Source organism: Terrabacter sp. FW104-15G4B (assembly GCF_058790095.1).
Genome location: NZ_JBYTCI010000005.1, coordinates 105,087 through 129,542 on the forward strand (window position 1 = coordinate 105,087; position 24,456 = coordinate 129,542).

General features: G+C 71.9%; 24 protein-coding genes. 13 read left to right on the forward strand and 11 right to left on the reverse strand.

Features of this window, described 5'->3' with window-relative positions; all coding sequences use genetic code 11:
* The first annotated feature begins 100 nt into the window (after nucleotides 1-100).
* Entirely contained in the window at nucleotides 101-1,495 is a 1,395-nt protein-coding gene (locus AC3WRT_RS06270; RefSeq protein ID WP_492720428.1) for an NAD(P)/FAD-dependent oxidoreductase, read from the forward strand.
* Between the two features lie 44 nt (nucleotides 1,496-1,539).
* Here the strand turns inward: AC3WRT_RS06270 and AC3WRT_RS06275 are convergent, their stop codons facing one another.
* The 5 genes from AC3WRT_RS06275 to AC3WRT_RS06295 form a co-directional block, all read right to left on the reverse strand.
* Nucleotides 1,540-2,352, reverse strand: a complete 813-nt coding sequence (locus AC3WRT_RS06275; RefSeq protein ID WP_492720430.1) for a 2-phosphosulfolactate phosphatase — start codon at nucleotides 2,350-2,352, stop codon at nucleotides 1,540-1,542.
* 9 nt (nucleotides 2,353-2,361) lie between these two features.
* Nucleotides 2,362-2,631 carry a hypothetical protein gene (locus AC3WRT_RS06280; RefSeq protein WP_492720433.1) on the reverse strand — a complete coding sequence of 90 codons (270 nt, stop codon included), beginning with the start codon at nucleotides 2,629-2,631 and terminating at the stop codon, nucleotides 2,362-2,364.
* An 88-nt stretch (nucleotides 2,632-2,719) separates the two neighbouring features.
* The gene (locus AC3WRT_RS06285) at nucleotides 2,720-3,127 is read right to left on the reverse strand and encodes an MmcQ/YjbR family DNA-binding protein (protein ID WP_492720435.1); all 408 of its coding nucleotides are present in this window, start codon (nucleotides 3,125-3,127) and stop codon (nucleotides 2,720-2,722) included.
* Between the two features lie 20 nt (nucleotides 3,128-3,147).
* On the reverse strand, nucleotides 3,148-3,864 hold the full coding sequence (locus AC3WRT_RS06290) for a DsbA family oxidoreductase (RefSeq protein WP_492720437.1): 717 nt from the start codon (nucleotides 3,862-3,864) through the stop codon (nucleotides 3,148-3,150).
* 85 nt (nucleotides 3,865-3,949) lie between these two features.
* A complete protein-coding gene (locus AC3WRT_RS06295; protein ID WP_492720441.1) occupies nucleotides 3,950-4,789 on the reverse strand; it encodes an alpha/beta hydrolase in 840 nt (279 codons plus the stop codon).
* A gap of 115 nt (nucleotides 4,790-4,904) precedes the next feature.
* Between AC3WRT_RS06295 and AC3WRT_RS06300 the strand changes: the two genes are divergently transcribed.
* Nucleotides 4,905-6,605: an alpha/beta hydrolase gene (locus AC3WRT_RS06300; protein WP_492720443.1), complete on the forward strand. Its 1,701-nt coding sequence runs from the start codon at nucleotides 4,905-4,907 to the stop codon at nucleotides 6,603-6,605.
* A 34-nt stretch (nucleotides 6,606-6,639) separates the two neighbouring features.
* A complete protein-coding gene (locus tag AC3WRT_RS06305; RefSeq protein ID WP_492720448.1) occupies nucleotides 6,640-7,290 on the forward strand; it encodes a hypothetical protein in 651 nt (216 codons plus the stop codon).
* A gap of 156 nt (nucleotides 7,291-7,446) precedes the next feature.
* On the opposite strand, the gene AC3WRT_RS06310 is transcribed toward AC3WRT_RS06305, so the two are convergent.
* Together AC3WRT_RS06310 and AC3WRT_RS06315 are read right to left on the reverse strand one after the other, a co-directional pair.
* Nucleotides 7,447-8,259, reverse strand: coding sequence for a VTC domain-containing protein (locus AC3WRT_RS06310; protein WP_492720450.1), 813 nt, complete (start codon nucleotides 8,257-8,259; stop codon nucleotides 7,447-7,449).
* Nucleotides 8,256-8,990, reverse strand: a complete 735-nt coding sequence (locus tag AC3WRT_RS06315) for a DUF4956 domain-containing protein (protein ID WP_492720455.1) — start codon at nucleotides 8,988-8,990, stop codon at nucleotides 8,256-8,258. The genes AC3WRT_RS06310 and AC3WRT_RS06315 overlap by 4 nt, the downstream gene beginning before the upstream one ends.
* Nucleotides 8,991-9,194: 204 nt before the next feature.
* On the opposite strand from AC3WRT_RS06315, the gene AC3WRT_RS06320 reads away from it, so the two are divergent.
* Nucleotides 9,195-9,926: a dienelactone hydrolase family protein gene (locus tag AC3WRT_RS06320; RefSeq protein ID WP_492720657.1), complete on the forward strand. Its 732-nt coding sequence runs from the start codon at nucleotides 9,195-9,197 to the stop codon at nucleotides 9,924-9,926.
* An 85-nt stretch (nucleotides 9,927-10,011) separates the two neighbouring features.
* Nucleotides 10,012-11,733, forward strand: a complete 1,722-nt coding sequence (locus AC3WRT_RS06325; protein WP_492720457.1) for an alkaline phosphatase D family protein — start codon at nucleotides 10,012-10,014, stop codon at nucleotides 11,731-11,733.
* 13 nt (nucleotides 11,734-11,746) lie between these two features.
* On the opposite strand, the gene AC3WRT_RS06330 is transcribed toward AC3WRT_RS06325, so the two are convergent.
* The 4 genes from AC3WRT_RS06330 to AC3WRT_RS06345 form a co-directional block, all read right to left on the reverse strand.
* Complete coding sequence (locus AC3WRT_RS06330) at nucleotides 11,747-11,872, reverse strand: hypothetical protein (protein ID WP_492720460.1); 126 nt, start codon at nucleotides 11,870-11,872, stop codon at nucleotides 11,747-11,749.
* A complete protein-coding gene (locus AC3WRT_RS06335) occupies nucleotides 11,869-13,329 on the reverse strand; it encodes an MFS transporter (protein WP_492720463.1) in 1,461 nt (486 codons plus the stop codon). Before AC3WRT_RS06335 ends, AC3WRT_RS06330 begins: the two co-directional genes overlap by 4 nt.
* Nucleotides 13,326-13,802 (reverse strand): MarR family winged helix-turn-helix transcriptional regulator, encoded by a 477-nt coding sequence (locus AC3WRT_RS06340; protein WP_492720465.1) that lies wholly within the window; start codon nucleotides 13,800-13,802, stop codon nucleotides 13,326-13,328. The genes AC3WRT_RS06335 and AC3WRT_RS06340 overlap by 4 nt, the downstream gene beginning before the upstream one ends.
* A 134-nt stretch (nucleotides 13,803-13,936) precedes the next feature.
* Nucleotides 13,937-15,022 (reverse strand): LacI family DNA-binding transcriptional regulator, encoded by a 1,086-nt coding sequence (locus AC3WRT_RS06345; protein ID WP_492720467.1) that lies wholly within the window; start codon nucleotides 15,020-15,022, stop codon nucleotides 13,937-13,939.
* A gap of 101 nt (nucleotides 15,023-15,123) precedes the next feature.
* Between AC3WRT_RS06345 and AC3WRT_RS06350 the strand changes: the two genes are divergently transcribed.
* The 8 genes from AC3WRT_RS06350 to dnaK form a co-directional block, all read left to right on the forward strand.
* A complete protein-coding gene (locus tag AC3WRT_RS06350) occupies nucleotides 15,124-15,987 on the forward strand; it encodes an ABC transporter permease (RefSeq protein WP_492720468.1) in 864 nt (287 codons plus the stop codon).
* 139 nt (nucleotides 15,988-16,126) lie between these two features.
* Complete coding sequence (locus AC3WRT_RS06355) at nucleotides 16,127-17,155, forward strand: ABC transporter substrate-binding protein (protein WP_492720470.1); 1,029 nt, start codon at nucleotides 16,127-16,129, stop codon at nucleotides 17,153-17,155.
* A 2-nt stretch (nucleotides 17,156-17,157) separates the two neighbouring features.
* Nucleotides 17,158-17,979, forward strand: a complete 822-nt coding sequence (locus AC3WRT_RS06360; protein ID WP_492720471.1) for an ABC transporter ATP-binding protein — start codon at nucleotides 17,158-17,160, stop codon at nucleotides 17,977-17,979.
* 94 nt (nucleotides 17,980-18,073) lie between these two features.
* Nucleotides 18,074-19,231 carry a Gfo/Idh/MocA family protein gene (locus AC3WRT_RS06365; protein WP_492720473.1) on the forward strand — a complete coding sequence of 386 codons (1,158 nt, stop codon included), beginning with the start codon at nucleotides 18,074-18,076 and terminating at the stop codon, nucleotides 19,229-19,231.
* Complete coding sequence (locus AC3WRT_RS06370; RefSeq protein ID WP_492720475.1) at nucleotides 19,228-20,406, forward strand: dihydrodipicolinate synthase family protein; 1,179 nt, start codon at nucleotides 19,228-19,230, stop codon at nucleotides 20,404-20,406. Before AC3WRT_RS06365 ends, AC3WRT_RS06370 begins: the two co-directional genes overlap by 4 nt.
* On the forward strand, nucleotides 20,406-21,284 hold the full coding sequence (locus AC3WRT_RS06375; protein WP_492720477.1) for a sugar phosphate isomerase/epimerase family protein: 879 nt from the start codon (nucleotides 20,406-20,408) through the stop codon (nucleotides 21,282-21,284). Before AC3WRT_RS06370 ends, AC3WRT_RS06375 begins: the two co-directional genes overlap by 1 nt.
* A 10-nt stretch (nucleotides 21,285-21,294) precedes the next feature.
* A complete protein-coding gene (locus AC3WRT_RS06380) occupies nucleotides 21,295-22,410 on the forward strand; it encodes a glycerate kinase (protein WP_492720479.1) in 1,116 nt (371 codons plus the stop codon).
* Nucleotides 22,411-22,577: 167 nt separating this feature from the next.
* Nucleotides 22,578-24,456, forward strand: a 1,879-nt coding sequence (gene dnaK / locus AC3WRT_RS06385) for a molecular chaperone DnaK (protein ID WP_492720481.1), incomplete at its 3' end; no start/stop codon positions are given.

Genomic DNA, 24,456 nt, shown 5'->3' on the forward strand with positions numbered 1-24,456 from the left:
CGCCGAAGCTCGGGCGCACCACGGATTCCGAAGGTGTTGGAAGCCGATTCAAACGAAAACGCACAGGTCCCCCGGTGCTTTTGAGACTGAGGGAAGTGGCATGATCCCCGCCATGCCCCTGAGCGGTTACCGCGGTCTGAGCCTCTGGCACGACACGATCGGCGAGATCGAGCCGCGCCCCAGCCTGGCCACCGACATCGAGGTCGACGTGGCCGTCGTCGGGGGCGGCTACACCGGGCTGTGGACGGCATACCACCTCGTCACGGCCGACCCCACGATCCGGGTCGCCGTCCTCGAGAAGGAGGTCGCCGGCTTCGGCGCCTCCGGACGCAACGGCGGCTGGTGCTCGGCCCTCTTCCCCGCCTCGCTCAAGCGGATGGCTGCCGAGCGCGGCCGGGACGCGGCGATCCGGATGCAGCACCTGCTGCACGACACCGTCGCCGACGTCGGGCGCATCGCCGAAGCCGAGGGCATCGACTGCCACTTCGACCAGGGCGGCTACCTCTCCGTGGCCCGCAACCCGGCGCAGCTCGAACGGGTCCGTGCGGAGGTGGCCGACGACCGGTCGTGGGGCTTCACCGAGGAGGACCACCGTCTCCTCGACGCCCACGAGGTCATGGCCATCGCCGGCATCAGCAACGCCCTCGGCGGATCGTTCACGCCGCACTGCGCGGCCATCCACCCGGCCCGCCTCGTGCGCGGCCTCGCTGACGCCGTCGAGCGACGCGGCGTCGCCGTCTACGAGCGCACGGCGGCCGTCGACGTGCGCAGCCACCGCGTCGTCACCGCCCACGGGAGCGTCCGCGCCGAGCACGTGGTGCTCGCGACCGAGGGCTACACCCCGGCCGTCGCGGGCCGTCGTCGCGCCATCGCGCCGGTCTACTCCCTCATGACGGCGACCGAGCCGCTGCCCGAGGAGACCTGGGCGCAGATCGGACTCGAGAAGCGCACGACCTTCGCCGACAACCGGCACCTGACGATCTACGGCCAGCGCACCCGTGACGGGCGGATCGCCTTCGGTGGCAGGGGTGCTCCCTACCACTACGCCTCCAAGGTGTCGCCGCTCTACGACCGCGACCAGCGCGTCCACGCGGCCCTGCGCCGGATCCTGCTCGAGCTCTTCCCGGTGCTCGACGGTGTGACGTTCACCCACGCCTGGGGCGGCAACCTCGGCGTCCCGCGCGACTGGTTCCCCTCCGTGCGCCACGACCGGCACACGGGCCTCGCCTTCGCCGGTGGCTACGTCGGCGACGGGGTGGCGACGTCGGCGCTCGCCGGGCGCACCCTGTCGGCGATGATCCGCGGCGACGACCCCGACGGGCTGGCGACGCTGCCCTGGGCGGGGCGCACGTCCCGCGACTGGGAGCCCGAGCCGCTGCGCTGGCTCGGCGTCAACGCCGTCACCGCGCTGATGACCTCGGCTGACTGGTCCGAGCGGCGGACCGGACGCCCGTCCCGAGCGGCCTCGGCCTTCTGGACCGCCCTCGGCCAGTAGGTTCGGCCGGCGGGCGTATGCCGGGTCAGCCACGGTATGCCGCGTCAGCTGCCTCGGGCCGTGAAGGAGCCGTCGGCGAGCACCGGCACGAGCCCCGAGCCGTCGACCTCTGCCGCGATCGCGACGTCGTCGGGCCAGCCCTGCTCGACGAGCTCCCGCCCGCTGGCGCACCCCTGCAGCGCCTCGAGGACGCGTCCCTCCACCGCCAGCCAGGCCGCCCCGGCGGCCTCGGCCTCGGGGCCGAGCAGCAACGGGCCGGCGCGGTGCTCGAGCGCGGCAGTGAGCGCGGCGACGACCGCGCCGGCACCCCAGAGGTCCTCGACGGCAGGGCGCAGCGATCCGTCCGCCCAGCGCTCGCCAGCGGGCACGACGACGACCGCAGGCTGGGCCCGCGACCCGCGTGAGGACTCGAGCCAGCCGACCAGCCAGGCGGCCACGGCCGACCGGTTGCGCAGCGACGCGGCGACGACGTCCGCGCCGGCATCGGACAGGAGCGCGCTGATCGTCGAGCCGTTCGGAGACGGCAGGACGAGCTCCTCGATCGGGCCGGCCGCACGGATCGAGCCCGGCGACAGACTGACCCCACCGTCCACACTCGTGGCCGACCGCGGCCGGGCCAGGGTCGCGCCCCGTTCGTCGGCGAAGGCCTGCGCCGACTCGTCCTTCCAGCGGTAGGGGTGCACGCGGCTGCCGCCGTCGACGGCGACCGAGACGCACGTGGTGAAGCTGAGGACGTCGACGACAACCGCGCAGACCGGCGAACCAGCGGCGACGGCATACGCGGTCAGGGCCTCCGCGGCGAAGGGTCCCCAGTCGAGGCGGACGACGTGACGGTCCTGCGAGTGCCATGGCTGCACGGTGCCAACCTACGGGGCGGCCGTCGCTGAGCGCGTGGTGACCGGCACCGACACAAGAGACGTCGGACCCAGGGAGCTCGATGCCGGCCGCGGTGAGGGCGCGGGTGTCGAGGCGGTCGGCGACGTCGAGCCCGTCACGGGCCGCGCGGGGGAGAGGCGCAGGTCGCCAGACTGGTTCAGGATCGCCAGGCCGCCGACCACGAGGAGGGCGCTGGACGTCACCGTCAGCACCGCGGCGCGGCGCGACCCGATGACCGCGGGGTCGATGTGCCGTCCCATGTGCCCCTTTTCGTCGGCCAGCCAGCGGTACCTTACGCGCCCGTCGGGCGCGTGTGGCCGAACCGGCGCCGATCCGGCGCGGTCCGGGTCAGCGGGCGTCGAGCCTGCGCACCAGCCGGGTGGGAGCCGTCAGGCGGTAGGAGGCGTCCACCAGCTCGGCGACCTCCTGCCAGTCCACCCGCTCGGCAGGACCGCACGCGCGCAGGTCGAGCCCGACCCAGCCGGACGGCCCGAGGTAGGCCGGGTCGTAGAAGCGCTCGTCCTCCAGCAGGGCCGGCCGCTCGCCCGCATCCGGCAGGACGAGAACGGACTGCCGGTAGGGCTCCGGGTCGTGGTCGCCCTTCACGGTGCCGCCATACGTGAGGAAGACCTTCGTGGTGAAGAAGACGGGCCGCCCGTGCGACACCTTCTCGTCCGCGCCGGGCAGCGCGAGGCAGATCTCGCGGACACGGACGAGGTAGGGGTCCGCGCCGTCGAACATCAAGGGGTGGGCCATGTGCCCACGGTAGGGCGCCGTCAGGCGCCGCAGGCGCCTCCGCACCCACCGGCGCCGCAGCCGCCGCCGCACCCGCCCGCCGCCACCGGCTCGGGCACCTCGTGGCGGTGCTCCCACGCCGTCTCCAGGGCCTGCGTGAAGACCTCGACCGGCTGCGCCCCGGACACGCCGTACTTGCGGTCGAAGACGAAGAAGGGCACCGAGTCGATGCCGAGCATCTTGGCCGTCGCCTCGTCGCTGCGCACGTGGTTGCCGTAGTCATCCGACTCGAGCATCTGGCGCACGGCCTCGGCGTCGAGGCCGATCTCGGTCGCGAGCCGCACCAGCACGTCACGGTCACCGACGGCGAGGCCGTCGGTGAAGTAGGCGCGCATCAGCCGCTCGTGGGCAGCGTCGGCCAGGCCGTGCTCGGCGGCGAGGTGGACGACGCGGTGGGCGTCGAAGGTGTTGCCGTAGCGGGCCTGCTCCCAGTTGAACTCGAGTCCCAGCTCGGCCGCGGCCTGCGCCATCGAGCGGTGCTGCGCGGCGGCCTGCTCGCGGCTCGTGCCGTACTTGGCGGCGATGAGGTCGACGAGCGCCAGCTGGGAGACCGGCTCGGCGCCGCGGTCCAGCTCGAAGCTGTGCCACGTCACCTCGAGCTCGTCGGCGTGCTCGAAGCCCGCCAGGGCGGTCTCGAGGCGGCGCTTGCCGAGGTAGCAGAACGGGCACACGATGTCGGACCAGATGTCGATCTTCACGGTCGTGCAACCTACCCGGCGGGCTCGCTGTTCCCCGCATCGCGCGAGGCGTCGGTCACGCTGGGCGTGAGCGGGCGTATGCCGTTCAGCTGGCGCGAGCGACCCGGTGCAGGATCGCCGCGGCCGAGTCGGCGTCGCGTGCCTCGGGCAGCCAGTGCCCTGCGTCCAGCTCGACGAACTCGTAGTCGGCCCCCACGTGCTCCCCGGTCAGCTCGGCCGCGGTGCGTCCGAGGAACGGGTCACGGGAGCCCCAGACGTACGTCGTCGGGACCTCGACGCGGTGCGCGGGAACGTGCGAGTCCCGGGCTGCGCGGTACCAGTTCATCGGCCCGGTGAGCGCGTCGGCGCGGGCCAGCCGGACGGCATACCTCCTGCGGTCCTCGGTCGGCAGCCCGGTGCGCGCGAGCACCGAGTGGAAGCTCGCCGCGAAGGCCCGCTCGGGGACCCACGGCACCTGGAAGGCCGCCATGTACCAGGACTTCCGCTTCTGCTCGAGGCCACCCTTGAGCGCCCGCGACATCGCGGCGGGGTGCGGGGTCGACAGGACGGTCAGCGAGGCGACGCGCTGCGGGTGGTTCGCGGCGACGAGCCACGCCACCGCGCCGCCCCAGTCGTGCCCGACGAGGTGCACCTGCTCGCGCCCGGAGGCGTCCACGAGCGCGAGGACGTCGGCGACGAGCTCCTCGAGGCGATAGGCCCCACGCCCGGCCGGTCGCGCGCCCGGGCAGTAGCCACGCTGGTCGGGTGCCAGGGTGCGCAGGCCCGCCTCGTGCAGGCGCGCGGCAACGCGGTCCCAGCTCGTGCGGTCGGCGGGGAAGCCGTGCAGCAGGACGACGGCGTCGCCGCCGATCGGGCCGGAGTCCGTCACGTCGAAACGCAGCCCGTCCCGGCTGTAGCCCGTGATCCGCTCGTCCGTGGTTCGCATCGCTCCATCCTGCCCCGGACGGGTGCCCGGCGCCGTCCGGGGGCCGCGGTCTCAGGGTCCTCCCGTAGGGGGTGAACCCGAGGCGGCCCCACAGCGCCGCGCCTACTGTTGACACATGTCCGCCTGGCCCGACCTGCGCATCGAGCCGGCCCCGACGCGTGCCTGGTGGCACCTCTCGCGGACCGGTCTGCTCTTCGGCGCCGCCTACTTCCTCACCTCGATGGCCCCGAGCCTGCTGCCGCGGACGTGGTACTACCAGGGCCTCGTCAGCGGCCTGTGCGCGTCTGCGGGGTACGCGCTGGGCGTCCTCGTCGCCTGGGTCGTGCGCCGCGTCGCCCGCCTCATCGACCTGCACGTCACCGTCAGTGGGGAGGCCCGGCACTGGCTGCTCGTCGCCGCGCCCCTCTTCGGAGCGGTGGCGGTGCTCGGGCTGACGGTCGCCAACGTGCGGTCCCAGGCACGCACGGCGGCCGTGGTGGGGCTCCCGCCCCTCCACCCGCTCGACTGGGCGCTGGCGCTCGCCCTGACCGCCCTCATCGCCGTCATCTTCCTGGCTGTCGCACGCGGACTGCGCCGGGCGACGCGCCAGCTCGCCGACGCCGCCGGGCAGGTGCTGCCCCACCCGCTCGCGACGGTCGTGGCCATCGTCGTCGTCGCGCTGGCCGCGGCCTGGGTCACCGACAGCGTCCTGCTCCACCGTGGCATGCAGGCCTTCGCCGGGGTGGCCGCGCAGGTCAACACCACGCCGAGCGGCCGCACGGCCCCGACCTCGCCGCTGCGTTCGGGCGGCCCTGGCTCGCTCGAGCCCTACGGCAGCCTCGGCTACCAGGGGCAGATGTTCGTCACGAGCGCGCCGACGCCGGCCCAGATCACCTCGGCCACCGGCCGCGCAGCCACCGAGCCGATCCGGGTGTATGCCGGCCGCACCGGTGAGCGCACCGTCGCCGACGTCGCCGACGCCGTCGTCAGCGAGCTGAAGCGCACCAAGGCGTTCGACCGCCGGGTGCTCGCCGTCTTCACGACGACGGGCACGGGCTGGGTCGACGACTGGGCGGCGCAGTCGATCGAGTACCTCACCTACGGCGACAGCGCGATCGCCGCCATGCAGTACTCCTACCTACCGAGCGCGATGTCGATCATGACCGACCGCGACACCCCGCGCGAGGCCGGCCGCGCGCTCTTCGACAAGGTGTATGCGGTGTGGCGCACGCTGCCGGCCGACGCCCGCCCGCAGCTCGTCGTCGGCGGCGAGTCGCTCGGGGCCTACGGCGGGCAGGCCGCCTTCGCCGACGCGGACGACATGCTCGCCCGGTCGCAGGGCGGGGTCTGGGCCGGCACGCCGAGCTTCACCGACATCGCGGCGTCCCTGACGGCGCGGCGCAACGAGGGCTCGCCCGAGATCGTTCCGGTCGTCGACGACGGGCTGCACATCCGCTTCGCGGCGAGCGGCGACCAGCTGACGCACGACTACTACGGCCGCGACTACGGCGCCTGGGACTTCCCGCGCTTCGTCTACGCCCAGCACCCCTCCGACCCGGTCGTCTGGTGGAACCCCGCCCTGCTCGGCGCCGAGCCGGACTGGCTGCGCGAGCCGCGAGGGCGCGACGTCAACCCGGACGTCACGTGGATCCCGTTCGTGACGTTCTGGCAGCTGACCACCGACATGGCCGTCGGGCACGACCCGCCCGACGGCTACGGCCACCGTTACGGGCCGGAGCTCGTCCCCGCGTGGGGATCGGTGCTCGGCGGCTCGCCGACGGACGACTACTCGAAGGTGGTGGCCGGCATCGAGCGGACCGTCAACCGGGTCGCCTGACCGGTTGCCGCTGAGGCTCACCTAGGCTCGGGACATGCCTGCTGAGCGTTTCCACGGCCAGATCGCCGGCGTCGGCTCGACCTCGGGCGTCCGCGTCGTCGTCGGGTCGTGGGGGCGCACGCCGCTCGGGCGGTTCGGCGACGCGATGGTCGAGACCGCCGCCGGGCACCGGGTGCTGCTCGCCCCGACCCCGGAGGTGGCGGCCTTCATCCAGGCCACCTACGTGTTCGACGAGGTGCGCATCGAGGCGATCACGGTCGCCTCGGAGCGCGGCCGGTGGCGGGTCGAGTCACCGTCGCTCGCACTCGACCTGACAGTGGGCGGGCGTATGCCGCTCGGCCGGCTCCTGCGCCTCGTCCCCGGACGTCTGGCGGTGAGCCCGGCCTGGGCGACCCTCGTCGACCCTGTGGCGCGCACTGTCCTGCGCGGGGTCAGGACCCGCGGCACGGCGCTCGCCGGGCGGCAGGAGTACTACGGAGCCACCGACCTGCACGCCGTCACCGGGCTCGCGGGATGCTTCGACGAGGCGCCGCTGGGGGCGCTCGCCCCGGTCGACCCGCCGTGCCGGTTCGGCTTCTCGTCGACTCCTGCCACCCCCTCCGTCACGACCGTCGTGACGACCGTCATCACCGGCGGGCTCGCTGGCACGCTTCAGGCAGAAGCGGATCCGAACCGCGCGACGTAGTGCCAGACCCGCTTGAGCGCCTGTGTGGCGAGTAGCACGTGGGCGGCCCAAGCGCGGCGCAGCCCCGTAGGGATGGCGGTGGAGGTCCAGCGTGCCGTACTTCGGCCGCAGGGCCGGCTCCGGGTGGAAGTTGTCGGGCCCGGACACCTTCCACCCTCAGGCCGAAGACCCGCCACTGGTTGCGGCCGGTCGTGGACGCCGCGGCTCCCACCCGAAGTGGGTGCGCAGCTCGCGGTTCCACCGGTTCGCGGGCAGCTCCGGGCGCAGCAGCGCCATGCCGACGCAGTACTTGCTGATCGACAGCGGCCGTTGTCCGAGCTGCCACAGCACGCCGTCGATCTCGGTTGCGGCGCCCATCGTCTTGGACTCGATGAGCACTGTGTCCCGCGGTCCCTGGCGCTCCCGCTGCCCGTCCACGAAGGACATGTCGACGTCGCACGTCATGCGGCTCGCGCGGGTGCGGTCAAGCAGGGTCGAGCGGGCGTACGCGGTGGTGACCACCTCCGTCAGGGCGGGCACGGCAACCGGGTCGCCGATGAGGTCCATCGCGAAGGCGCGGGCCGACAGGGTGAGGACATGGCGCTCCTCCATGAGGTAGGGCATGCGCTCCTTGACCGTCTCGCCCCGACCACCCTCCGTCTTGACCTCGAGGACGCACTCGTCCGAGTCCAGGTAGGCCCGGGTCCGCACCTTGAAACGCCGCCGTCGCCCGTGCGCGTGCGCCCGGTAGGCGACCAGGTCCACCGTGTCGAAATAGATCGACTCGTAGTCGAAGACCCGCAGCCCGTCGACATCCAGCGCGGCCAGCCGGTCACCCATCGCCGTCATCAGCCGCTCGAACACCGGCAGCGGCACGAGGTACTTGCGGTCCACCCGCGTCTGCAGGTCGGCCCGAGCGATGACTTCGTCGAGGGAGACGGCCGGGAGCGCTCTGATGATATCGGCAAGGCCCGTACGGGCCGTGGTCATGAGCCGGTGCTCGAACGAGGCACGTCCACTGCATCGAGACCGGTGTTCTGGGTGGCTCGGCTGCCGTTCAGGGCCGCGGTCTCGATCCCGGCGGGCAGGTCGGGGTGGCCGCCCGCTTCGCGGCGATGCAGGCCAGTCACGGTGGCGGCAGTGGTCGTGACCGACGGCTGAGCGCCATGGCGAGCGGAGCAACGGAGTCGGTATCGCACGTCCACGATGGTGAGGTCCCGTACGTAGTCGAGCTCCTGCACGAGCGCCTGGGTGACGTCGACGCCGAGGCGTTCCGCCAAGTGGAGCCGCAGCTCGCTCTCGTCGGCGATGGCGGCGTCGATGGTCACGAGCTGACGCCGGCTCCTCGAGAAGAGTGCAGGGTGGTCGGCGACGTACATGACGGCCACGAGGACGGCGCACAGTGCCGGCGCGAGGCCCCACGGGCCAGGGTGCAGCCCGGTCACCAAGCCGAGGGCGAGCGCCACGAAGTAGTAGGCGACCTCTTCCTGGGTGATGGAGTCGGAGCGGAGCCGGATGATGGACAGGATCCCGAAGAGGCCGAGCCCGAGTCCGGCCCCCACCGGTGCGTTGGCCAGAACAGCCGTGACCGTCATGACCCCCACGTTGAGCGCGACGAACGCGAGAAAGAGGTCTCGCCGCCGGTGGCGGCTGAAATAGAAACCGGCGACCACAGAAATGGCGAGCAGGTCCGCGAGGGCGGGAACAACGATGGGATTCATCGCTCCTCCTTTCGCTCGAGGACACGCCTAGACACGATTACGGTAGGCGCGTAAGTCCTCTCAAGTGGCGTTTATGAAACGTTCATCCAGCGCACATCTTCCAAGGGGCGGTGCATATCCGCCATTCCCATCGAATACACCCCGACCAGCGAGTCGTGGTGCACGACAAAGCGGCTGGACGGGTAGGAACTGACAGTGGGCACGATGATCGACTTCCCCGAGCACGACCTCACCGCCTATCGCGCCGACCCTGCCGGCGGGCCACGCGGCGCGGTCATCGTCATACAGGAGATCTGGGGTCTGGTCGACCACATCAAGGACGTCACCGACCGTTTCGCCGGGCAGGGCTACCTCGCCGTGGCCCCGGACCTGCTCCGCCACGTCGGCCTGACCCCCGAGGTGGGCGAGCGCATCTTCGAGCTCATGTTCAGCAGCTCCGAGGAGGACCGGCTGGCCGCCCAGCCGCAGATGCGCGCGGCGACGACCCCGGCTCGCCAGCCGGAGTTCGCTGCGTGGGCGGTGCCGGCGCTGCGCGCGGTCGTCGACTCGCTCGTCGAGGAGCCCGGGGTGCAGGGGCGGGTTGGCGTCGTCGGATTCTGCTTCGGCGGGTCGTATGCGTTCGCCCTGGCCGCGACCGAGCCGCGACTTCGCGCAGCGGTCCCCTTCTACGGCAGCTTCCCCGAGCGCGCCGACCCGGGCTCGATCGGCTGCCCCGTCCTGGCCTTCTACGGCGAGGAGGACCACGGCATCACGGACGGGGTCCCGGACCTGGAGGCCCGGATGGAGCAGGCGGGAGTCGACTTCACGGCGCGGGTCTACCACGGCGTGGGGCACGCGTTCTTCAACGACACCTCGACGTCCAAGTACAACGCCGAGGTGGCCGCGGACGCCTGGGACCGGACGCTCGCCTTTCTCGCGGAGCACGTGTCCGGGTGAGCGCCGAACGCCGGCCCGACGGGCCCACGTGGATCTGCCAGCGCATTCGTCACTCTGGCAGGCGCTCGTGCAGTAAGCCTGTCGCATGACCGCCTCCGCCTCCGCCCCAGGCGCTCCCAGCCCGCTCGTCCTCGGCCCGATGCTGCGCTACATCGGCGAGACCGACGCGACCGTGTGGGTGGAGACGTCCGGGCCGGCAGTCGTGACCGTGCACGTCGACGAGCGCGGCTGCAGCGCCCCGACCTTCTCGGTCAAGGGCCACCACTACGCCCTCGTCGTCGTCGACGGACTGGAGTCCGGGTGCGCGCAGGACTACAGCGTGGACATCGACGGGACGCTGGTGTGGCCTGAGCCGGACAGCCCCTACCCGCCGCCGCGCATCCGCACCATCGACCGCGAGCGGCCTACCCGGCTGCTCTTCGGCTCGTGCCGCACGTCGGTGGCACACGACCGGGAGGGCCACGCCACCAACGGTGTCGACGCCCTGCGCACCCTCGCCCTGGCGCTTGCCCGCGGCGAGGAGGAGTGGCCCGACCTCGTGGCCTTCCTCGGCGACCAGGTCTACGCCGACGAGACGTCCCCAGCGATGCGGGAGTTCATCGCCGCCCGCCGCGACATCGAGGAGCCGCCGGGGAAGGAGATCAAGGACTACGAGGAGTACGCCCACCTCTACCAGCTCGCGTGGGGCGACGAGGCGAACCGCTGGCTGCTCTCGACGGTGCCGAGCTGCATGATCTTCGACGACCACGACATCCGCGACGACTGGAACACCTCGTGGACCTGGCACGAGGAGATCAAGCGCACCCCGTGGTGGCATGAACGGCTGATGGGTGGCCTGTCCTCCTACTGGGTCTACCAGCACATCGGCAACCTCTCGCCGGGCCAGCTCGCCGACGACGAGATCTACGCCCGCGTCGTCGCGGCCGCCGCAGCCGACGCGCCCGACGACGGGTCCGGCCCGGTCGAGCTCGACCTCACGGAGGCGGTCTTCGACCTCTCACGACGCGTCGACCGGCACCCGGAGGTCTACCGCTGGAGCTACCGCCGCGACCTGGGCGACAGCCGTCTCGTGGTCGTCGACTCTCGTGCGGCCCGGGTGCTGGAGCCGAAGCACCGCTCCATGCTCGACCCCGACGAGATGCGCTGGCTCGACGAGCAGCTGACCGGCGACGTCGAACACCTGCTGATCGGCACGTCCCTGCCCTTCCTGCTGCCGCCGGGGCTGCACGACCTCGAGGTGATCGACGAGGCGCTCGCCATGGGCCCGCGGGGTCGGCTGGTCGCACAGGCGGCGGAGAAGGCACGCCAGTCGATCGACCTGGAGCACTGGGCAGCGTTCAACGACGGCTTCGTCGAGGTCTTCGAGATGGTCATGGACGTCGCGCGGGGCCACCGCGGCACGGCGCCGGCGACCGTCGTGTTCCTCTCCGGTGACGTCCACAACTCCTACGTGGCCGAGGTCGTCGACGCGGGGTCACGGCACGGAGCCCGGTCGCGGGTCATCCAGGCCGTCTGCTCACCCATCCGCAACCCGATGCCGCGTGGGATCCGCGTCATGATGTCCGCCTTCGCGCGTGGCCTGGTGCGCCCGATGCGCTTCCTCGCGGCCCGGTCGAAGCACGTGCCGGAGCCGGCCTACCCCTGGCAGGTCACCGACGGGCCGTGGTTCGACAACTGCCTCGCCGAGCTGACCGTGCAGGGACGCGACCTGTCGCTCGTCTGGCGTGGTGGCGAGGTGCGCGACGGCGACGACGCCCACCCGGTTCTGACCTCCGTCGCGAGCGTGCGCCTCCCCTCCGGCGGGTGAGCCGACGGACGGGTCAGGGCAGCAGCGCGAGGATTTCGTCGGTCGCCGCGCTCTCATCGGGGCGCGGGAAGATGCGGGTCACCGAGTTCTGCGCCGCCGGGTCGAGGTCGGTCCGGGGGTCGAGGGTGGTGGTGGTCATGGATGTGTGGCCTCTCCGGCGGGCGCAGCGGTGGTAGGTCGGTCCGCGGGACGTGGGCGCCGCAGGGAGCGGTCGAGGACCGACATCGCCAGGAGCAGCATGGCGACGACGGTGAGCACGACGGCGAGGCCGTGCAGGCCTGCGGTGTCGGCGTGCTCGGGGAAGGCGGCCGCGTTGGCGGCGGAGGCGAGCATGGCGCCGAGGTACATGAAGGTGCGCAGCAGGCCGGCCGACGAGCCGAGACGGTCCGGCTCGGCCTGCCGGTAGAGGGCGTTCTGGTTCGCCAGCCCGAGCAGGCCTTGAGGTACCCCCACCACGACGACCACCGCGCCGACGACCCACAGCGGCGAGTCGTCGCGGAGCAGGAGCAGTCCGAGGCAGGCGACCACCTGCAGGCCGGCGCCGACGAGGAGCTTGCCGCGCACCTGCTCGCGTCGGCCGAAGACCGTCGTCACCGCGATGGCCACGACGAACATCGGCAGCAGCGCGAGCCCCGCGCCCGTGGCACTGAGGCCACGTCCCTGCTCGAGCCACTGGGTGAAGCCGTAGAGGAACGCGTAGCTGACGGTGAAGGCGAGCACCTGCCGGACGTACGTGGCGAGCAGCGGCCCGTTGCCGGCGAGGACGCGAACGTCGATGAAGGGGTCGTCGGCGCGCAGCTCGCGCAGGGCCAGCCCGGTGCCCGTGAGCGCGACGACGAGAAGCAGCGGCCAGTGAACGAGGGCGGGCGCCATGAGGAAGAGCAGCAGGGCGGCGAGGGTGACGGCGAAGAGCGCCATGCCCGCGACGTCCAGGCCCTGGGGCCGGGCGGCGTCCTCCTCGCGGTGCAGCTGCTCATCGCGGGGGAGGCGCAGCGACCCGAGCACGAGGCAGGCGATGGCCAGCGGCACGTTGACGGTGAAGATGGTGCGCCAGCCGCCGAGCCCGATGAGCAGGCCGCCGAGCGTGGGGCCGATGACCGCGACGGTCTGGTTGGCGACGGAGAGCGCGGCGAGCACGCCGGCGGGCGAGTCGGTGCGCGTGCGCACCGACTCGCTGCGGATGAGCACCATGGAGGCGGGGTATGCCGCACAGGTGCCGATCCCCAGGAGCACCCGGGCGAGCACGAGGACGCCGAGGCTGGGTGCGAGCGCTCCGAGGATGCCCGCGAGACCGACGAGCGCGGTGCCTGCGAGGTAGAGGCGTCGCGGACCGTGGAGGTCGACGAGCCGGCCGACGACCGGTTGCCCGACGGCGGTGGCGAGGTAGAGCGCGGAGACGAGCCAGATCGTCGCGGACGGTGGCACGCCCAGCGCGAGCCCGATCGGGACGAGGCCGACGGCCAGCATCGAGGAGTTGACCGGGTTGAGCACCGAGCCGAGGACCATGGGCGCGATGAGGCGGCGGTCGAAACGGCCGGTCGGTGCGGTGTGGGGCCCGCCCTCGGCGGCGCGGCCCCCGCGGCAGGACTCCGTCATCGGCGCGAGAGCCGGTCGAGCAGGACCATGGCGTCGAGGACGGTCTGGCGCTCGGCCTCCGTGAAGTGGTCGGTGAGGGCGCGCGAGAGCCACTCCTCGCGGGCGGACCGGCTGAGGTCGATGCGGCTGCGGCCGGCGCGCGTGAGCGAGACGAGCTGCCGGCGTCCGTCGGTCGGGTCGGGACGGCGCTCGACGAGGCGGCGCTCCTCGAGGACGGCGAGCGTGGCTGCCATCGACTGTGGGCGCACCTGCTCGCCCGCGGCCAAGGCGCTGGCAGAGGCGTCGCCGCCGCCCAGCAGGCGGCTCAGGACGGCCGTCTGCGAAGGGGTGAGGCCGTCGAGCCCGGCCACGTCGCGCAGGCGTCGGCGCAGTCGGCTGAACGTGACTCGGATGTCGTGCGCGGCCCGCGCGGCGGATGGAGCGATCGGGTGCGAGCCGTCGGTCATCGGGGTCGTGCCGGGGCGTGCGGCCATGCTCTGGACCGTAGAACTCAACAGGCAAACTGTCCAGTTCCACCTGTCGATCGCGGGTCAGGTGACGCAGACGGCGGGGGTGTGCCGGCGACGACGCCCACCCGGGGTGGGGCGGCGTGAGGACGTCACGGCCGTCACGTCCTCTCGGCGTCGATCCGGGTGCTGTCGCGCAGGACGACGGTGGCACCGAACGAGGCGGTCGCGGGGGGCTCGCCCGGCGCCGCGAGCGCCAGTCGGGCCGCGGCTGCTCCCATCCCGAGCAGGTCGAGGTGCACCGTCGTCAGGGAGGGGGCGGTGTCGCGGAGCGTCTTTATGTCATCGAACCCGGCGACCCCGACGTCGTCGGGCACGCGGACTCCGAGGTCACGGCACGCGGCGAGCACCCCGAGGGCCATGACGTCGGAGACCGCGAGGACGCAGAGCGGCCGGGTCCGGTCGCGTGCCGCCGAGCCGAGTAGCTCCGTGGCCGCCGCGTAGGCGCCGTCACGGGTGAAGTCGGTGGCGATACGAGGTTGCAGCTCGATGCTGTGGGCATGGCCGTGTCGACGGATCTCGGCCTCGAAGGCGTCGGCGCGGTCGGTGGACGTGCGGAGCCATCGTGGGCCGGCGACGACCACGAAGTGCCGGTGTCCGGCTCTCAAGAGCTCACGGACGAGTTGGCTTGCGCCGGAACGGTTCTCGGGAACGACGGCGGAGAAACCGGGTAGCGGCTGGCCGATGAGGGCCACGCGCCCACCGTTGTGCTCGTAGGCAGTGCAGAGCCCGACGAGCCGGTCGGTGGCCGAGGCCGGGCTGCTTCGCCGAGACCCGGCCAGGACGATCGCCTCCGTCCGGTGGGCGGCGAACGACTCGATGGCCGCGCACTCCAGGTCAGGGTCTCGGTAGGTGCAGGCGAGCAGGGTCTGCTTTCCTGCCGCCTGGGCTGCGGACTGGACGCCGGCGGCGATCGTGGCGAAGTAGGGGTCGTCGATGTCGTGGACGACAAGGCCGACGAGCGCCGTCGACGACCGGGCGAGGGCCTGGGCCTGGGCGTTGGGGACGTAGCCGAGCTGCGCCGCAGCGGCGCGGACCCGCTCGGTGATGTCCTCCCGGGGATGCCGCGACGAGCGGTTGAGCACCCGGGACGCGGTGGCGAGCGACACCCCCGCGAGACTGGCCACCTGCTGAAGCGTCACTGCCACGTCCTCGACCTCCTTGCCGTCGTGGGGAATCCAGGGCATCGAGCGAGACCGTTGACACTCCTGAAACCCAGACCTACAGTAGCGGAAAGCGCTTTCCGCAGCACCTCCGGCTGCGCGGCGCAGCAAGAGAGAGGACAAGGATGTCTCCGCAAGCCGCACTCGACGAGCGCCCCCGGACCGTAACCCGGGCTCCGGCGCCGTCGCGCAGCGAGGGGGCCCTCGCGCGCAGCGTGACGCGCTCCTGGCGCCCCATCGCCTTCGCCGTCGTAGCCTTCGCCCTCTGGTGGGTCACCACGGCCACCGGTCTGCTGCCGCCCTACCTCGTGCCCTCACCCGGTGACACGTGGTCGGCCTTCGTGGGCAATCTCGGCTACTTCGGGTCCAACACATGGGTCACCGTCCTGGAGACCCTGATCGGCTTCGCCATCGCGATGGTGGTCGGTGAGGCGGTCGCCATCGCCATGGTCTACTCGCCCAGCCTGGAACGAACCATCTACCCGGTCGTGCTCTTCGCGCAGGTCATCCCGAAGATCGCGATCGCGCCGCTCTTCGTCGTGTGGCTCGGCTTCGGCGTGGGACCCAAGATCATCGTGGCAGTGCTCATGGCCTTCTTCCCGATCGTCATCTCGGGGTTGGCCGGCCTGCGCGACGTGGACCCGGAGGTGCTCGAGCTGACCTCGACCATGGGCGCCGGCCGGGCCAAGGTCTTCCGCAAGATCCAGTTCCCTGCCTCGCTCCCGCAGCTGTTCTCCGGGCTGAAGGTCGCCGCCACGCTTGCCGTCACCGGGGCCGTCGTCGGCGAGTTCGTCGGTGCCAACTCCGGCCTCGGCTACGTCATCCTCCAGGCCAACGGCAACGTCGACACGGCAAGCCTCTTCGTGGCCCTGATCATCATGTCGCTCGTCGGCGTGCTCATGTTCGCCGCCATCCAGCTCCTCGAGCGCCTTGTCATCCCCTGGCACGCCTCGCAGCGTGGCCTCGGGAGCAACACCGTCCAGCTCTAGACCCGTCCCACGCGCCGTCCGCGCCCGGACACCCCGCACCACCGCACCAACCCCGCGCCAGGGCAGAGCCGGCCATGCCGTGCTGGCCGCCCCTCGCGCGCACACCGACAACGAAGTCAGCAGATTAGGAGTAGTTCCCATGCAGCTCACCCGACGACGCGCGGTGGCCTTCGTGGCCGCGGCGGCCACGACACTCGCCCTCGGCGCATGCAGCAACGCCGAAGCCGGCACGTCCGGCGGATCCGGAGGCAGCACCGACGCGACCCTGATGCTCAACTGGTATCCGTACGGCGAGCACGCCCCCTTCTACTACGGGGTCGAGAAGGGCATCTTCGCCAAGCACGGCATCAACCTGACGATCAAGCCCGGCCAGGGCTCGACGAAGACCGCCCAGGCAGTCGGCGCCGACCAGGTCGACTTCGGGTGGGCCGACACCCCCGCGGTCCTGTCCAACATCGGCAAGGGTGTCAAGATCAAGAGCGTGGGCGTGTTCCTGCAGACCACGCCCTCGGCCGTCCAGGTCTTCGCCGACAGCGGCATCAACACCGTGGCCGACCTCAAGGGCCGCACGATCGCCGTGTCCGCCGGCGACGCCCCGACCACGACGTTCCCGATCTTCCTCCAGAAGGCAGGGCTGGCGCCGAGCGACGTCAAGCAGCAGAACCTGGACGCCGCGGGCAAGATCGCGGCCGTCATCAGCGGTCGCGTGGACGGTCTCATCGGCTTCGCCCACGACCAGGGCCCGACGATCGCCGCCAAGAGCGGCAAGGAGATGCGCTACTTCCGCTACTCCGACGTGGGCCTGAACTTCTACAGCAACGGGCTCATCGCCGGGGACTCGACGATCTCGTCCAAGGCCGACCTCGTGAAGCGGATGGTCGCGGCGACGAGCGAGTCCTTCGCCGCGGCCGAGAAGGACCCGCAGGCCGCCGTCGACGCCATGGCGGGCAAGGACCCGCAGATGCCGAAGAAGGACGTCCTGCTCGACCAGTGGAAGCAGACCATCAAGGTGCTGCACACCAAGAACACCGAGGGCCAGGCCCCCGGCGCCGACGCTGACGCCGACTGGGACGCCACGATCCAGGTGCTCTCCTCGGCGGGGCTGCTCGGCTCGGCCAAGGAGCGCTCGGCGTACTACGACAACGCCTTCCAGCCGACGGGAGAGTGACGATGGGATCCGCGACGCTGAGCGATACAGCCCGCAGGGGGTCGGCCTCCGCCGCGCACGCCCTCGAGGTGCACGACGTGCACATCCGGTTCGCGTCCAAGCGTGGCGAGGTCACCGCGCTCGAAGGGATCGACCTCACGGTCGAGCGCGGTGAGTTCGTCAGCATCGCCGGGCCGTCGGGCTGCGGCAAGTCGACGCTGCTCAAGGCGGTCGCCGGCCTGACGCGCCCTTCCCGTGGCGAGGTGGTGCTCAACGGGTCGATCGTCTCGGGACCCCGCCCCGACATCGGCTACGTCTTCCAGCGGGCGGCTCTGCTCGAGTGGCGCACCGTCGAGGGCAACATCCTGCTCCAGGGCGAGATGCGCGGCATGTCACGCGACCGTGCCCGGGGTCGCGCTCGGGACCTCATCGCCATGACCGGTCTCGAGGGCTTCGAGGGCGCCCTGCCGCATGAGCTGTCCGGCGGCATGCAGCAGCGGGTGTCGCTCTGCCGGGCGCTCCTGCACGAGCCCGAGGTGCTGCTCATGGACGAGCCATTCGGCGCGCTCGATGCACTGACCCGCGAGCGGATGAACGTCGAGCTGCACCGCATCTGGGAGGAGACCGGCGTCACCGTGCTGCTCGTCACCCACTCGGTGCCCGAGGCTGTCTACCTCGCGAACCGCGTCGTGGTCATGAGCCCGCGGCCCGGGCGCGTGCTGCGCGAGCTCGACGTCGCCCTGCCCCGCCACCGCGTCTACGCCGAGACGATGGCGAACCCCGTCTTCCAGGACCTGACGACGACGGTCCGCGACCTGCTCGGCACGTCGGGCGAGGTCGACTGAGCCGCCCCTCTCCCTCTCTTTCTTTCTCTCTCCTCGCGGCCTGCCGCGTGCGCCGGTCGGGACCACCCCGACCGGCCCGACCGAAGGACCCACCATGCCCGCACACCCGAAGTCCCTGCGGATCGCGCTCAACGGCGTGACCGGCCGCATGGGCTACCGCCAGCACCTCGTCCGCTCGATCCTCGCCATCCGCGACGAGGGCGGGCTGGAGATGCCCGACGGCTCCCGTGTCGCGCTCGAGCCGATCCTGCTCGGGCGCAACCCCGAGAAGCTCGCGGAGCTGGCCGCACGACACGGCGTCGACGAGTGGTCGACCGATGTCGACGCGGTGCTCGCCGACGACAGCGTGGACATCTACTTCGACGCCCAGGTCACCTCGCGCCGCGTCGACGCGCTGACCCGGGCCATGCAGGCCGGCAAGCACATCTACACGGAGAAGCCGACGGCCGAGACGGTCGAGGAGGCCCTGTCCCTCGCGAGGGTGGCCCGCGAGACGGGCGTCGTCGCGGGCGTCGTGCACGACAAGCTCTACCTTCCGGGGCTCGTCAAGCTCCGCCGCCTCGTCGACGAGGGTTTCTTCGGCCGCATCCTCTCGCTGCGCGGGGAGTTCGGCTACTGGGTCTTCGAAGGTGACATACAGCCGGCGCAGCGACCGAGCTGGAACTACCGCGTCGAGGACGGCGGCGGCATCGCGGTCGACATGTTCTGCCACTGGAACTACGTCCTCGAGGGCATCCTCGGTCCGGTCCGTGCGGTCACGGCCCGCACCGCCACCCACGTCCCGCAGCGGTGGGACGAGCAGGGCCGGCCGTATGCGGCGACGGCCGACGACGCGGCATACGGCATCTTCGAGGTGGGCGAGGGCATCATCGCCCAGATCAACTCGTCGTGGGCCGTGCGCGTCCACCGGGACGAGCTCGTCGAGTTCCAGGTCGACGGCACCCACGGCTCGGCGGTCGCCGGCCTGCACCGGTGCGTGGCCCAGCCCCGCAGCGCCACGCCCAAGCCGGTGTGGAACCCGGACCTCCCCGAGACGCAGTCGTTCCGAGAGCAGTGGATCGAGGTTCCCGACAACGCCACGCCCGTCAACGGTTTCCGCGCGCAGTGGGAGGAGTTCCTCCGCGACGTCATCGCCGGCCGGCCGCACCGCTACGACTTCCTGTCCGGCGCGCGCGGCGTGCAGCTCGCGGCGCTCGGCCTCGAGTCCTCCGCGACGGGTCGTCGCCTCGAGGTGCCGGAGCTCTCGGCATGACGCGCGTCGTCCTGCCGACCGAGTCGGGCGGCCGCCGGGTCCTCGAGCTGTCCGGCCCCCGCGACTGGGTGCGGCCCGACAAGCCGATCACCTCACGGGTGGCGTATGCCGCTGCCCACGTCGTGCCCCGAGTGCTCGCCGACAGCACGCCTGGCGCACCTGCCGACGTGGACTGGGACGCGACCCTCGAGCTGCGTCGCGACCTCTGGTCGTGGGGCCTCGGCGTCGCTGAGGCGATGGACACGGCCCAGCGCGGCATGGGCCTGGACTGGGCCGCGACCCGCGAGCTGATCGAGCGCTCGGCTGCCGAGGCGCAGCGCACCGGCGGCCGCATCGCCTCCGGCGCCGGCACCGACCAGCTCGACCCCGCGCGGGCCACCCCGGACGCCGACGGGATGCGTGCCGTGACCGCCGCCTACGCCGAGCAGGTCAAGGTGGTCGAGGCGGCCGGCAGCGGCGTCATCGTGATGGCTTCCCGCGCGCTCGCCCGGGCGGCGACGTCGCCGGCCGACTACCTCCGCGTCTACGAGGAGGTGCTCGACGCGGCGTCCGAGCCGGTGATCCTGCACTGGCTCGGCGAGATGTTCGACCCCGAGCTGGCCGGCTATTGGGGCAGCCGAGACCTCGACGCCGCGACCGACGCCTTTCTCGACCTCGTGACCCGCAACGCGGAACGCGTCGACGGCGTCAAGGTCTCCCTGCTCGACGCCGACCACGAGCGGGGCCTGCGTCGGGCCCTGCCCGAGGACGTCCGCCTCTACACCGGCGACGACTTCAACTACCCCGAGCTGATCTGCGACGACGAGGAGGGAGTGCACTCCGACGCCCTCCTCGGCATCTTCGCGGCCATCGCCCCGGCCGCCTCCACGGCGCTGCAGGCGCTGGACCGCGGCGACGACGCCACGGCGCGCGAGGTCCTCGAGTCGACCCGGGCCCTCGGCAGGCACGTCTTCTCCGTACCCACGCGGTTCTACAAGACCGGGATCGCCTTCCTCGCCTGGGTCAACGGTCGACAGCCCGGCTTCCAGATGGTCGGTGGCCTCTCGACCGGCCGGTCGGTCCTGCACCTCGTCCGTGCCCTGGAGCTCGCCGAGGAGGCCGGGCTCGTCGCGGAGCCCGAGCTCGCGGCCCGCCGGGTCACGGGCTGGCTGGCAGCCAACGGGTGGGAGGCCTGATGAGCCAGACGTCGACAGCGCCGGCCCTGGACGCGAGACGCAGCGCGGGGGAGCGGCTCTCGCTCAACACGATGACGACGCAGCGGCTCTCGTTCGACGAGGCCGTCGACCTCGCGCTGCGCCTCGACGTGCCCGCGCTGGGGCTGTGGCGCGACAAGGTCGCGGAGGCGGGGCTGGAGATCGCGGCGCGCCGCCTGCGCGACACCGGCCTGCGCGCCTCGTCGCTGTGCCGGGGCGGGTTCTTCACCGCCGCCGACCCGGACGGTGTCGTGGCTGCCGTCGCGGACAACCGGCGGGCGATCGACGAGGCAGCGGCGCTGGAGGCTCCCGAGCTCGTCATCGTGGCCGGCGGCCTGCCCGAAGGTGACCGCGACCTCCTCGCGGCCCGCCAGCGCGTCGCCGACCGGATCGGCGACCTCGCACCGTATGCCGCCGAGCGAGGAGTGCGCCTCGCGCTCGAACCGCTGCATCCGATGTTCGTCGCCGATCGCGCCGTGATCTCGACGCTGGAGCAGGCCCTCGACCTCGCAGCCGACCACGACCCGGCGTCCGTCGGTGTCGTCGTCGACACGTTCCACGTCTTCTGGGACCCGGCGGGCGACTCGATGGTGGAGCGCGCCGGACGCGAGGGCCGGATCAGCTCCTACCAGGTGTGCGACTTCAACCTGCCCATCCCCGAGGGGGCCCTGCTGGCCCGCGGCATGATGGGCGACGGCCACATCGACTTCGCGCGGTGGACGCGGGCAGTCGCCTCGGCCGGCTACACCGGGGACGTCGAGGTGGAGATCTTCAACGCCGACATCTGGTCGCGCGACCCGGTCGAGGTCGTCACGCAGATGCGCGCCCGCTATGACGAGCTCGTCGCCCCGTGGCTCTGACGCCGTGGCGGTGACGCCGGACCGCCCATTGCGCGTCGTCGTTGCCCCGGACTCGTTCAAGGGCAGCGCCACCGCGGCGGAGGTCGCGGCCGCCGTCGGCCGCGGCTGGCGACGAGCGCGCCCGGCAGACGTCGTCGTCGAGGTTCCGATGGCTGACGGCGGTGAGGGCACGCTCGACGCCGTCCTCGCCGCCGAGGGGGCCACCGTCCACACCGAGCCGGTGACCCTGGCCGGGGTCGGCAGGCACGAGGCCCGGTGGGGGATGGTCGGCGACCGAGCCGTCGTCGAGCTGGCGGAGTGCTGCGGGCTCCCGCTCGTGGGCACGGGCGAACCGGGCGCCGCGGACACCGAGGCGCTGGGCCGGGTACTGGCCGCGGCCCTCGACGCGGGCGTTGCCGAGGTGACGCTCGCCGTCGGAGGCTCGGCATCGACCGACGGAGGCAGTGGCGCCCTGCGCGCCCTGGGAGCCAGGGTCCTCGACGTCGCCGGTCGCGAGGTGCCCTCCGGCGGGCTGGGGCTGGCCTCGGCCGCCACCGTGGACCTCGCCGGCCTGCGGCCGCCGCCGGTGCAGGGGGTGACGATCCTGTGCGACGTGACGGCACCACTGCTCGGGCCGACAGGGGCGGCATACGTCTTCGGGCCCCAGAAGGGTGCGTCTCCCGAGCAGGTCGTGGCGCTGGACCAGGCCCTTGCCCGCTGGCACTGCCTGCTGCGCGGCGACGCGGAGGCGCCCGGGGCCGGGGCGGCCGGCGGCACGGCATACGGCTTCGCCACCGCATGGGGCGCGACGCTGCGTCCGGGGGCGGCGGCGGTCGCGACCCTCGTCGGGCTGGCTGACGCGGTGGCTCGGGCGGACGTCGTGGTGACCGGCGAGGGCCGGTGGGACGAGCAGTCGCTGACCGGCAAGGTCACCGGTCACGTGCTCGGGAGCGCGGCGGAGTCCGGGCTCCGGAAGGTGCTGGTCGCCGGCGACCTGGCCGCGCCCCTGCCCGAGGTGGTGGACGGCTGGTCGCTCGTGCAGGCAGCAGGTGGGCTCGAGGCTGCCCGTCGTGACGCCGTGCACTGGCTGGAGGTGGTCGGCGAGCAGGCCGCCAGGGCTGTGTCGGGGGAGGACGTGCCTACCTGAGGGCAGGCGCGGAACAAAGCCGCCACCTCGGAAGTTGAGTCTGGTGAACGCAAGATTTGCGAGTCCGGTTTTGACAATCACGTCGCGCCGGGAGCAGATTGAGCGAGGACCTGTTTTCCCCAGACCACAGCAACACGACCTCCACCTAGAACACCAAGGAGTTCCCCATGGCACGTGCGGTCGGAATCGACCTCGGCACCACCAACTCGGCTGTCTCCGTCCTCGAGGGCGGCGAGCCGAGCATCATCGCGAACGCCGAGGGTGGGCGCACGACGCCCTCCGTCGTCGCGTTCTCCAAGAACGGCGAGGTGCTGGTCGGCGAGGTCGCCAAGCGCCAGGCCGTCACCAACGTCGACCGGACGATCCGGTCGGTCAAGCGACACATGGGCACCAGCTGGAAGTCGCCCGAGATCGACGGCAAGACGTACACCGCGCAGGAGATCAGCGCCCGCATCCTGCAGAAGCTCAAGCGCGACGCGGAGTCCTACCTCGGAGAGACGGTCACGGACGCCGTCATCACCGTCCCCGCCTACTTCGACGACGCCGAGCGCCAGGCCACCAAGGAGGCCGGTGAGATCGCGGGCCTCAACGTCCTGCGCATCGTCAACGAGCCCACCGCGGCCGCGCTGGCCTACGGCCTCGACAAGGGCAGGGAGGACGAGCTCATCCTCGTCTTCGACCTCGGTGGCGGCACGTTCGACGTGTCCCTCCTCGAGGTCGGCAAGGACGCCGAGGACGGCTTCGCCACGATCCAGGTGCGCGCCACCAACGGCGACAACCACCTCGGCGGCGACGACTGGGACGACGTCATCGTCCAGCACCTCATCACCCAGGTGAAGAACAAGACGGGCCAGGACCTGTCCAAGGACAAGATCGCGATGCAGCGCCTCCGCGACGAGGCCGAGCGCGCCAAGAAGGAGCTCTCCACCGCGACGAGCACCAACATCTCGGCGCAGTACATCTCGATGACGCCCGAGGGCCCGATCCACCTCGACGAGAACCTCACCCGCGCCCAGTTCGAGCAGATGACCAAGTCGCTCCTGGACCGCACGAAGGCGCCGTTCCACAAGGTCATCGAGGACGCCGGCATCAAGGTGTCCGACATCGACCACGTCGTGCTCGTCGGTGGCTCCACGCGTATGCCCGCCGTCACCGCGCTCGTCACCGAGCTGACCGGGGGCAAGGCCCCCAACAAGGGCGTCAACCCCGACGAGGTCGTCGCCATGGGCGCGAGCCTGCAGGCCGGTGTCCTCAAGGGTGAGCGCAAGGACGTCCTGCTCATCGACGTCACCCCGCTCTCGCTCGGCATCGAGACCAAGGGTGGCCTGTTCACCAAGCTCATCGAGCGCAACACCGCCATCCCGACGAAGCGCTCGGAGATCTTCAGCACCGCCGACGACAACCAGCCGTCGGTCCTCATCCAGGTCTTCCAGGGTGAGCGCGAGATCGCCCAGCACAACAAGTCGCTCGGCACCTTCGAGCTGACCGGCATCGCTCCCGCCCCGCGCGGCGTGCCGAAGATCGAGGTCACCTTCGACATCGACGCCAACGGCATCGTCAACGTCTCCGCCAAGGACCAGGGCACCGGCAAGGAGCAGAAGATGACGATCACCGGCGGCTCGGCCCTGTCGAAGGAGGAGATCGACAAGATGGTCAAGGACGCCGAGGCGCACGCCGACGAGGACCGCAAGCGTCGCGAGGAGGCCGAGGCCAGGAACCAGGCCGAGCAGCTCGTCTTCTCGACCGAGTCCTTCCTCAAGGAGTCCGGCGACAAGGTCCCGGCCGACGTCAAGACGCCGGTCGAGGAGTCGCTCGCCGACCTCAAGGCCGCCATCGCCGAGGGCTCCGAGGCCAGCGCCGACGACATCAAGGCCAAGGTCGAGGACCTCAACACCAAGTCCCAGGCCATGGGCCAGGCCGTGTACGCCACCGAGCAGGCCTCCGCCAACGCCGCGAGCTCCACCGGGGCGCAGGACGGCTCGCCGGCCGGTGACGGTGCGTCCGGTCCGACTGGTTCGACCGGTGCGGCCGACGACGACGTCGGGG

What these genes read in the sequence shown, in the direction of transcription:
- AC3WRT_RS06270 (WP_492720428.1), top strand. Translation starts at nt 101, where the DNA reads ATGATCCCCGCCATGCCCCTGAGCGGTTACCGCGGTCTGAGCCTCTGG.
- AC3WRT_RS06280 (WP_492720433.1), bottom strand. Translation starts at nt 2,631, where the DNA reads ATGGGACGGCACATCGACCCCGCGGTCATCGGGTCGCGCCGCGCCGCG.
- AC3WRT_RS06285 (WP_492720435.1), bottom strand. Translation starts at nt 3,127, where the DNA reads ATGGCCCACCCCTTGATGTTCGACGGCGCGGACCCCTACCTCGTCCGT.
- AC3WRT_RS06295 (WP_492720441.1), bottom strand. Translation starts at nt 4,789, where the DNA reads ATGCGAACCACGGACGAGCGGATCACGGGCTACAGCCGGGACGGGCTG.
- AC3WRT_RS06300 (WP_492720443.1), top strand. Translation starts at nt 4,905, where the DNA reads ATGTCCGCCTGGCCCGACCTGCGCATCGAGCCGGCCCCGACGCGTGCC.
- AC3WRT_RS06305 (WP_492720448.1), top strand. Translation starts at nt 6,640, where the DNA reads ATGCCTGCTGAGCGTTTCCACGGCCAGATCGCCGGCGTCGGCTCGACC.
- AC3WRT_RS06310 (WP_492720450.1), bottom strand. Translation starts at nt 8,259, where the DNA reads ATGACCACGGCCCGTACGGGCCTTGCCGATATCATCAGAGCGCTCCCG.
- AC3WRT_RS06315 (WP_492720455.1), bottom strand. Translation starts at nt 8,990, where the DNA reads ATGAATCCCATCGTTGTTCCCGCCCTCGCGGACCTGCTCGCCATTTCT.
- AC3WRT_RS06320 (WP_492720657.1), top strand. Translation starts at nt 9,195, where the DNA reads ATGATCGACTTCCCCGAGCACGACCTCACCGCCTATCGCGCCGACCCT.
- AC3WRT_RS06325 (WP_492720457.1), top strand. Translation starts at nt 10,012, where the DNA reads ATGACCGCCTCCGCCTCCGCCCCAGGCGCTCCCAGCCCGCTCGTCCTC.
- AC3WRT_RS06330 (WP_492720460.1), bottom strand. Translation starts at nt 11,872, where the DNA reads ATGACCACCACCACCCTCGACCCCCGGACCGACCTCGACCCGGCGGCG.
- AC3WRT_RS06335 (WP_492720463.1), bottom strand. Translation starts at nt 13,329, where the DNA reads ATGACGGAGTCCTGCCGCGGGGGCCGCGCCGCCGAGGGCGGGCCCCAC.
- AC3WRT_RS06340 (WP_492720465.1), bottom strand. Translation starts at nt 13,802, where the DNA reads ATGGCCGCACGCCCCGGCACGACCCCGATGACCGACGGCTCGCACCCG.
- AC3WRT_RS06345 (WP_492720467.1), bottom strand. Translation starts at nt 15,022, where the DNA reads ATGCCCTGGATTCCCCACGACGGCAAGGAGGTCGAGGACGTGGCAGTG.
- AC3WRT_RS06350 (WP_492720468.1), top strand. Translation starts at nt 15,124, where the DNA reads ATGTCTCCGCAAGCCGCACTCGACGAGCGCCCCCGGACCGTAACCCGG.
- AC3WRT_RS06355 (WP_492720470.1), top strand. Translation starts at nt 16,127, where the DNA reads ATGCAGCTCACCCGACGACGCGCGGTGGCCTTCGTGGCCGCGGCGGCC.
- AC3WRT_RS06360 (WP_492720471.1), top strand. Translation starts at nt 17,158, where the DNA reads ATGGGATCCGCGACGCTGAGCGATACAGCCCGCAGGGGGTCGGCCTCC.
- AC3WRT_RS06365 (WP_492720473.1), top strand. Translation starts at nt 18,074, where the DNA reads ATGCCCGCACACCCGAAGTCCCTGCGGATCGCGCTCAACGGCGTGACC.
- AC3WRT_RS06370 (WP_492720475.1), top strand. Translation starts at nt 19,228, where the DNA reads ATGACGCGCGTCGTCCTGCCGACCGAGTCGGGCGGCCGCCGGGTCCTC.
- AC3WRT_RS06375 (WP_492720477.1), top strand. Translation starts at nt 20,406, where the DNA reads ATGAGCCAGACGTCGACAGCGCCGGCCCTGGACGCGAGACGCAGCGCG.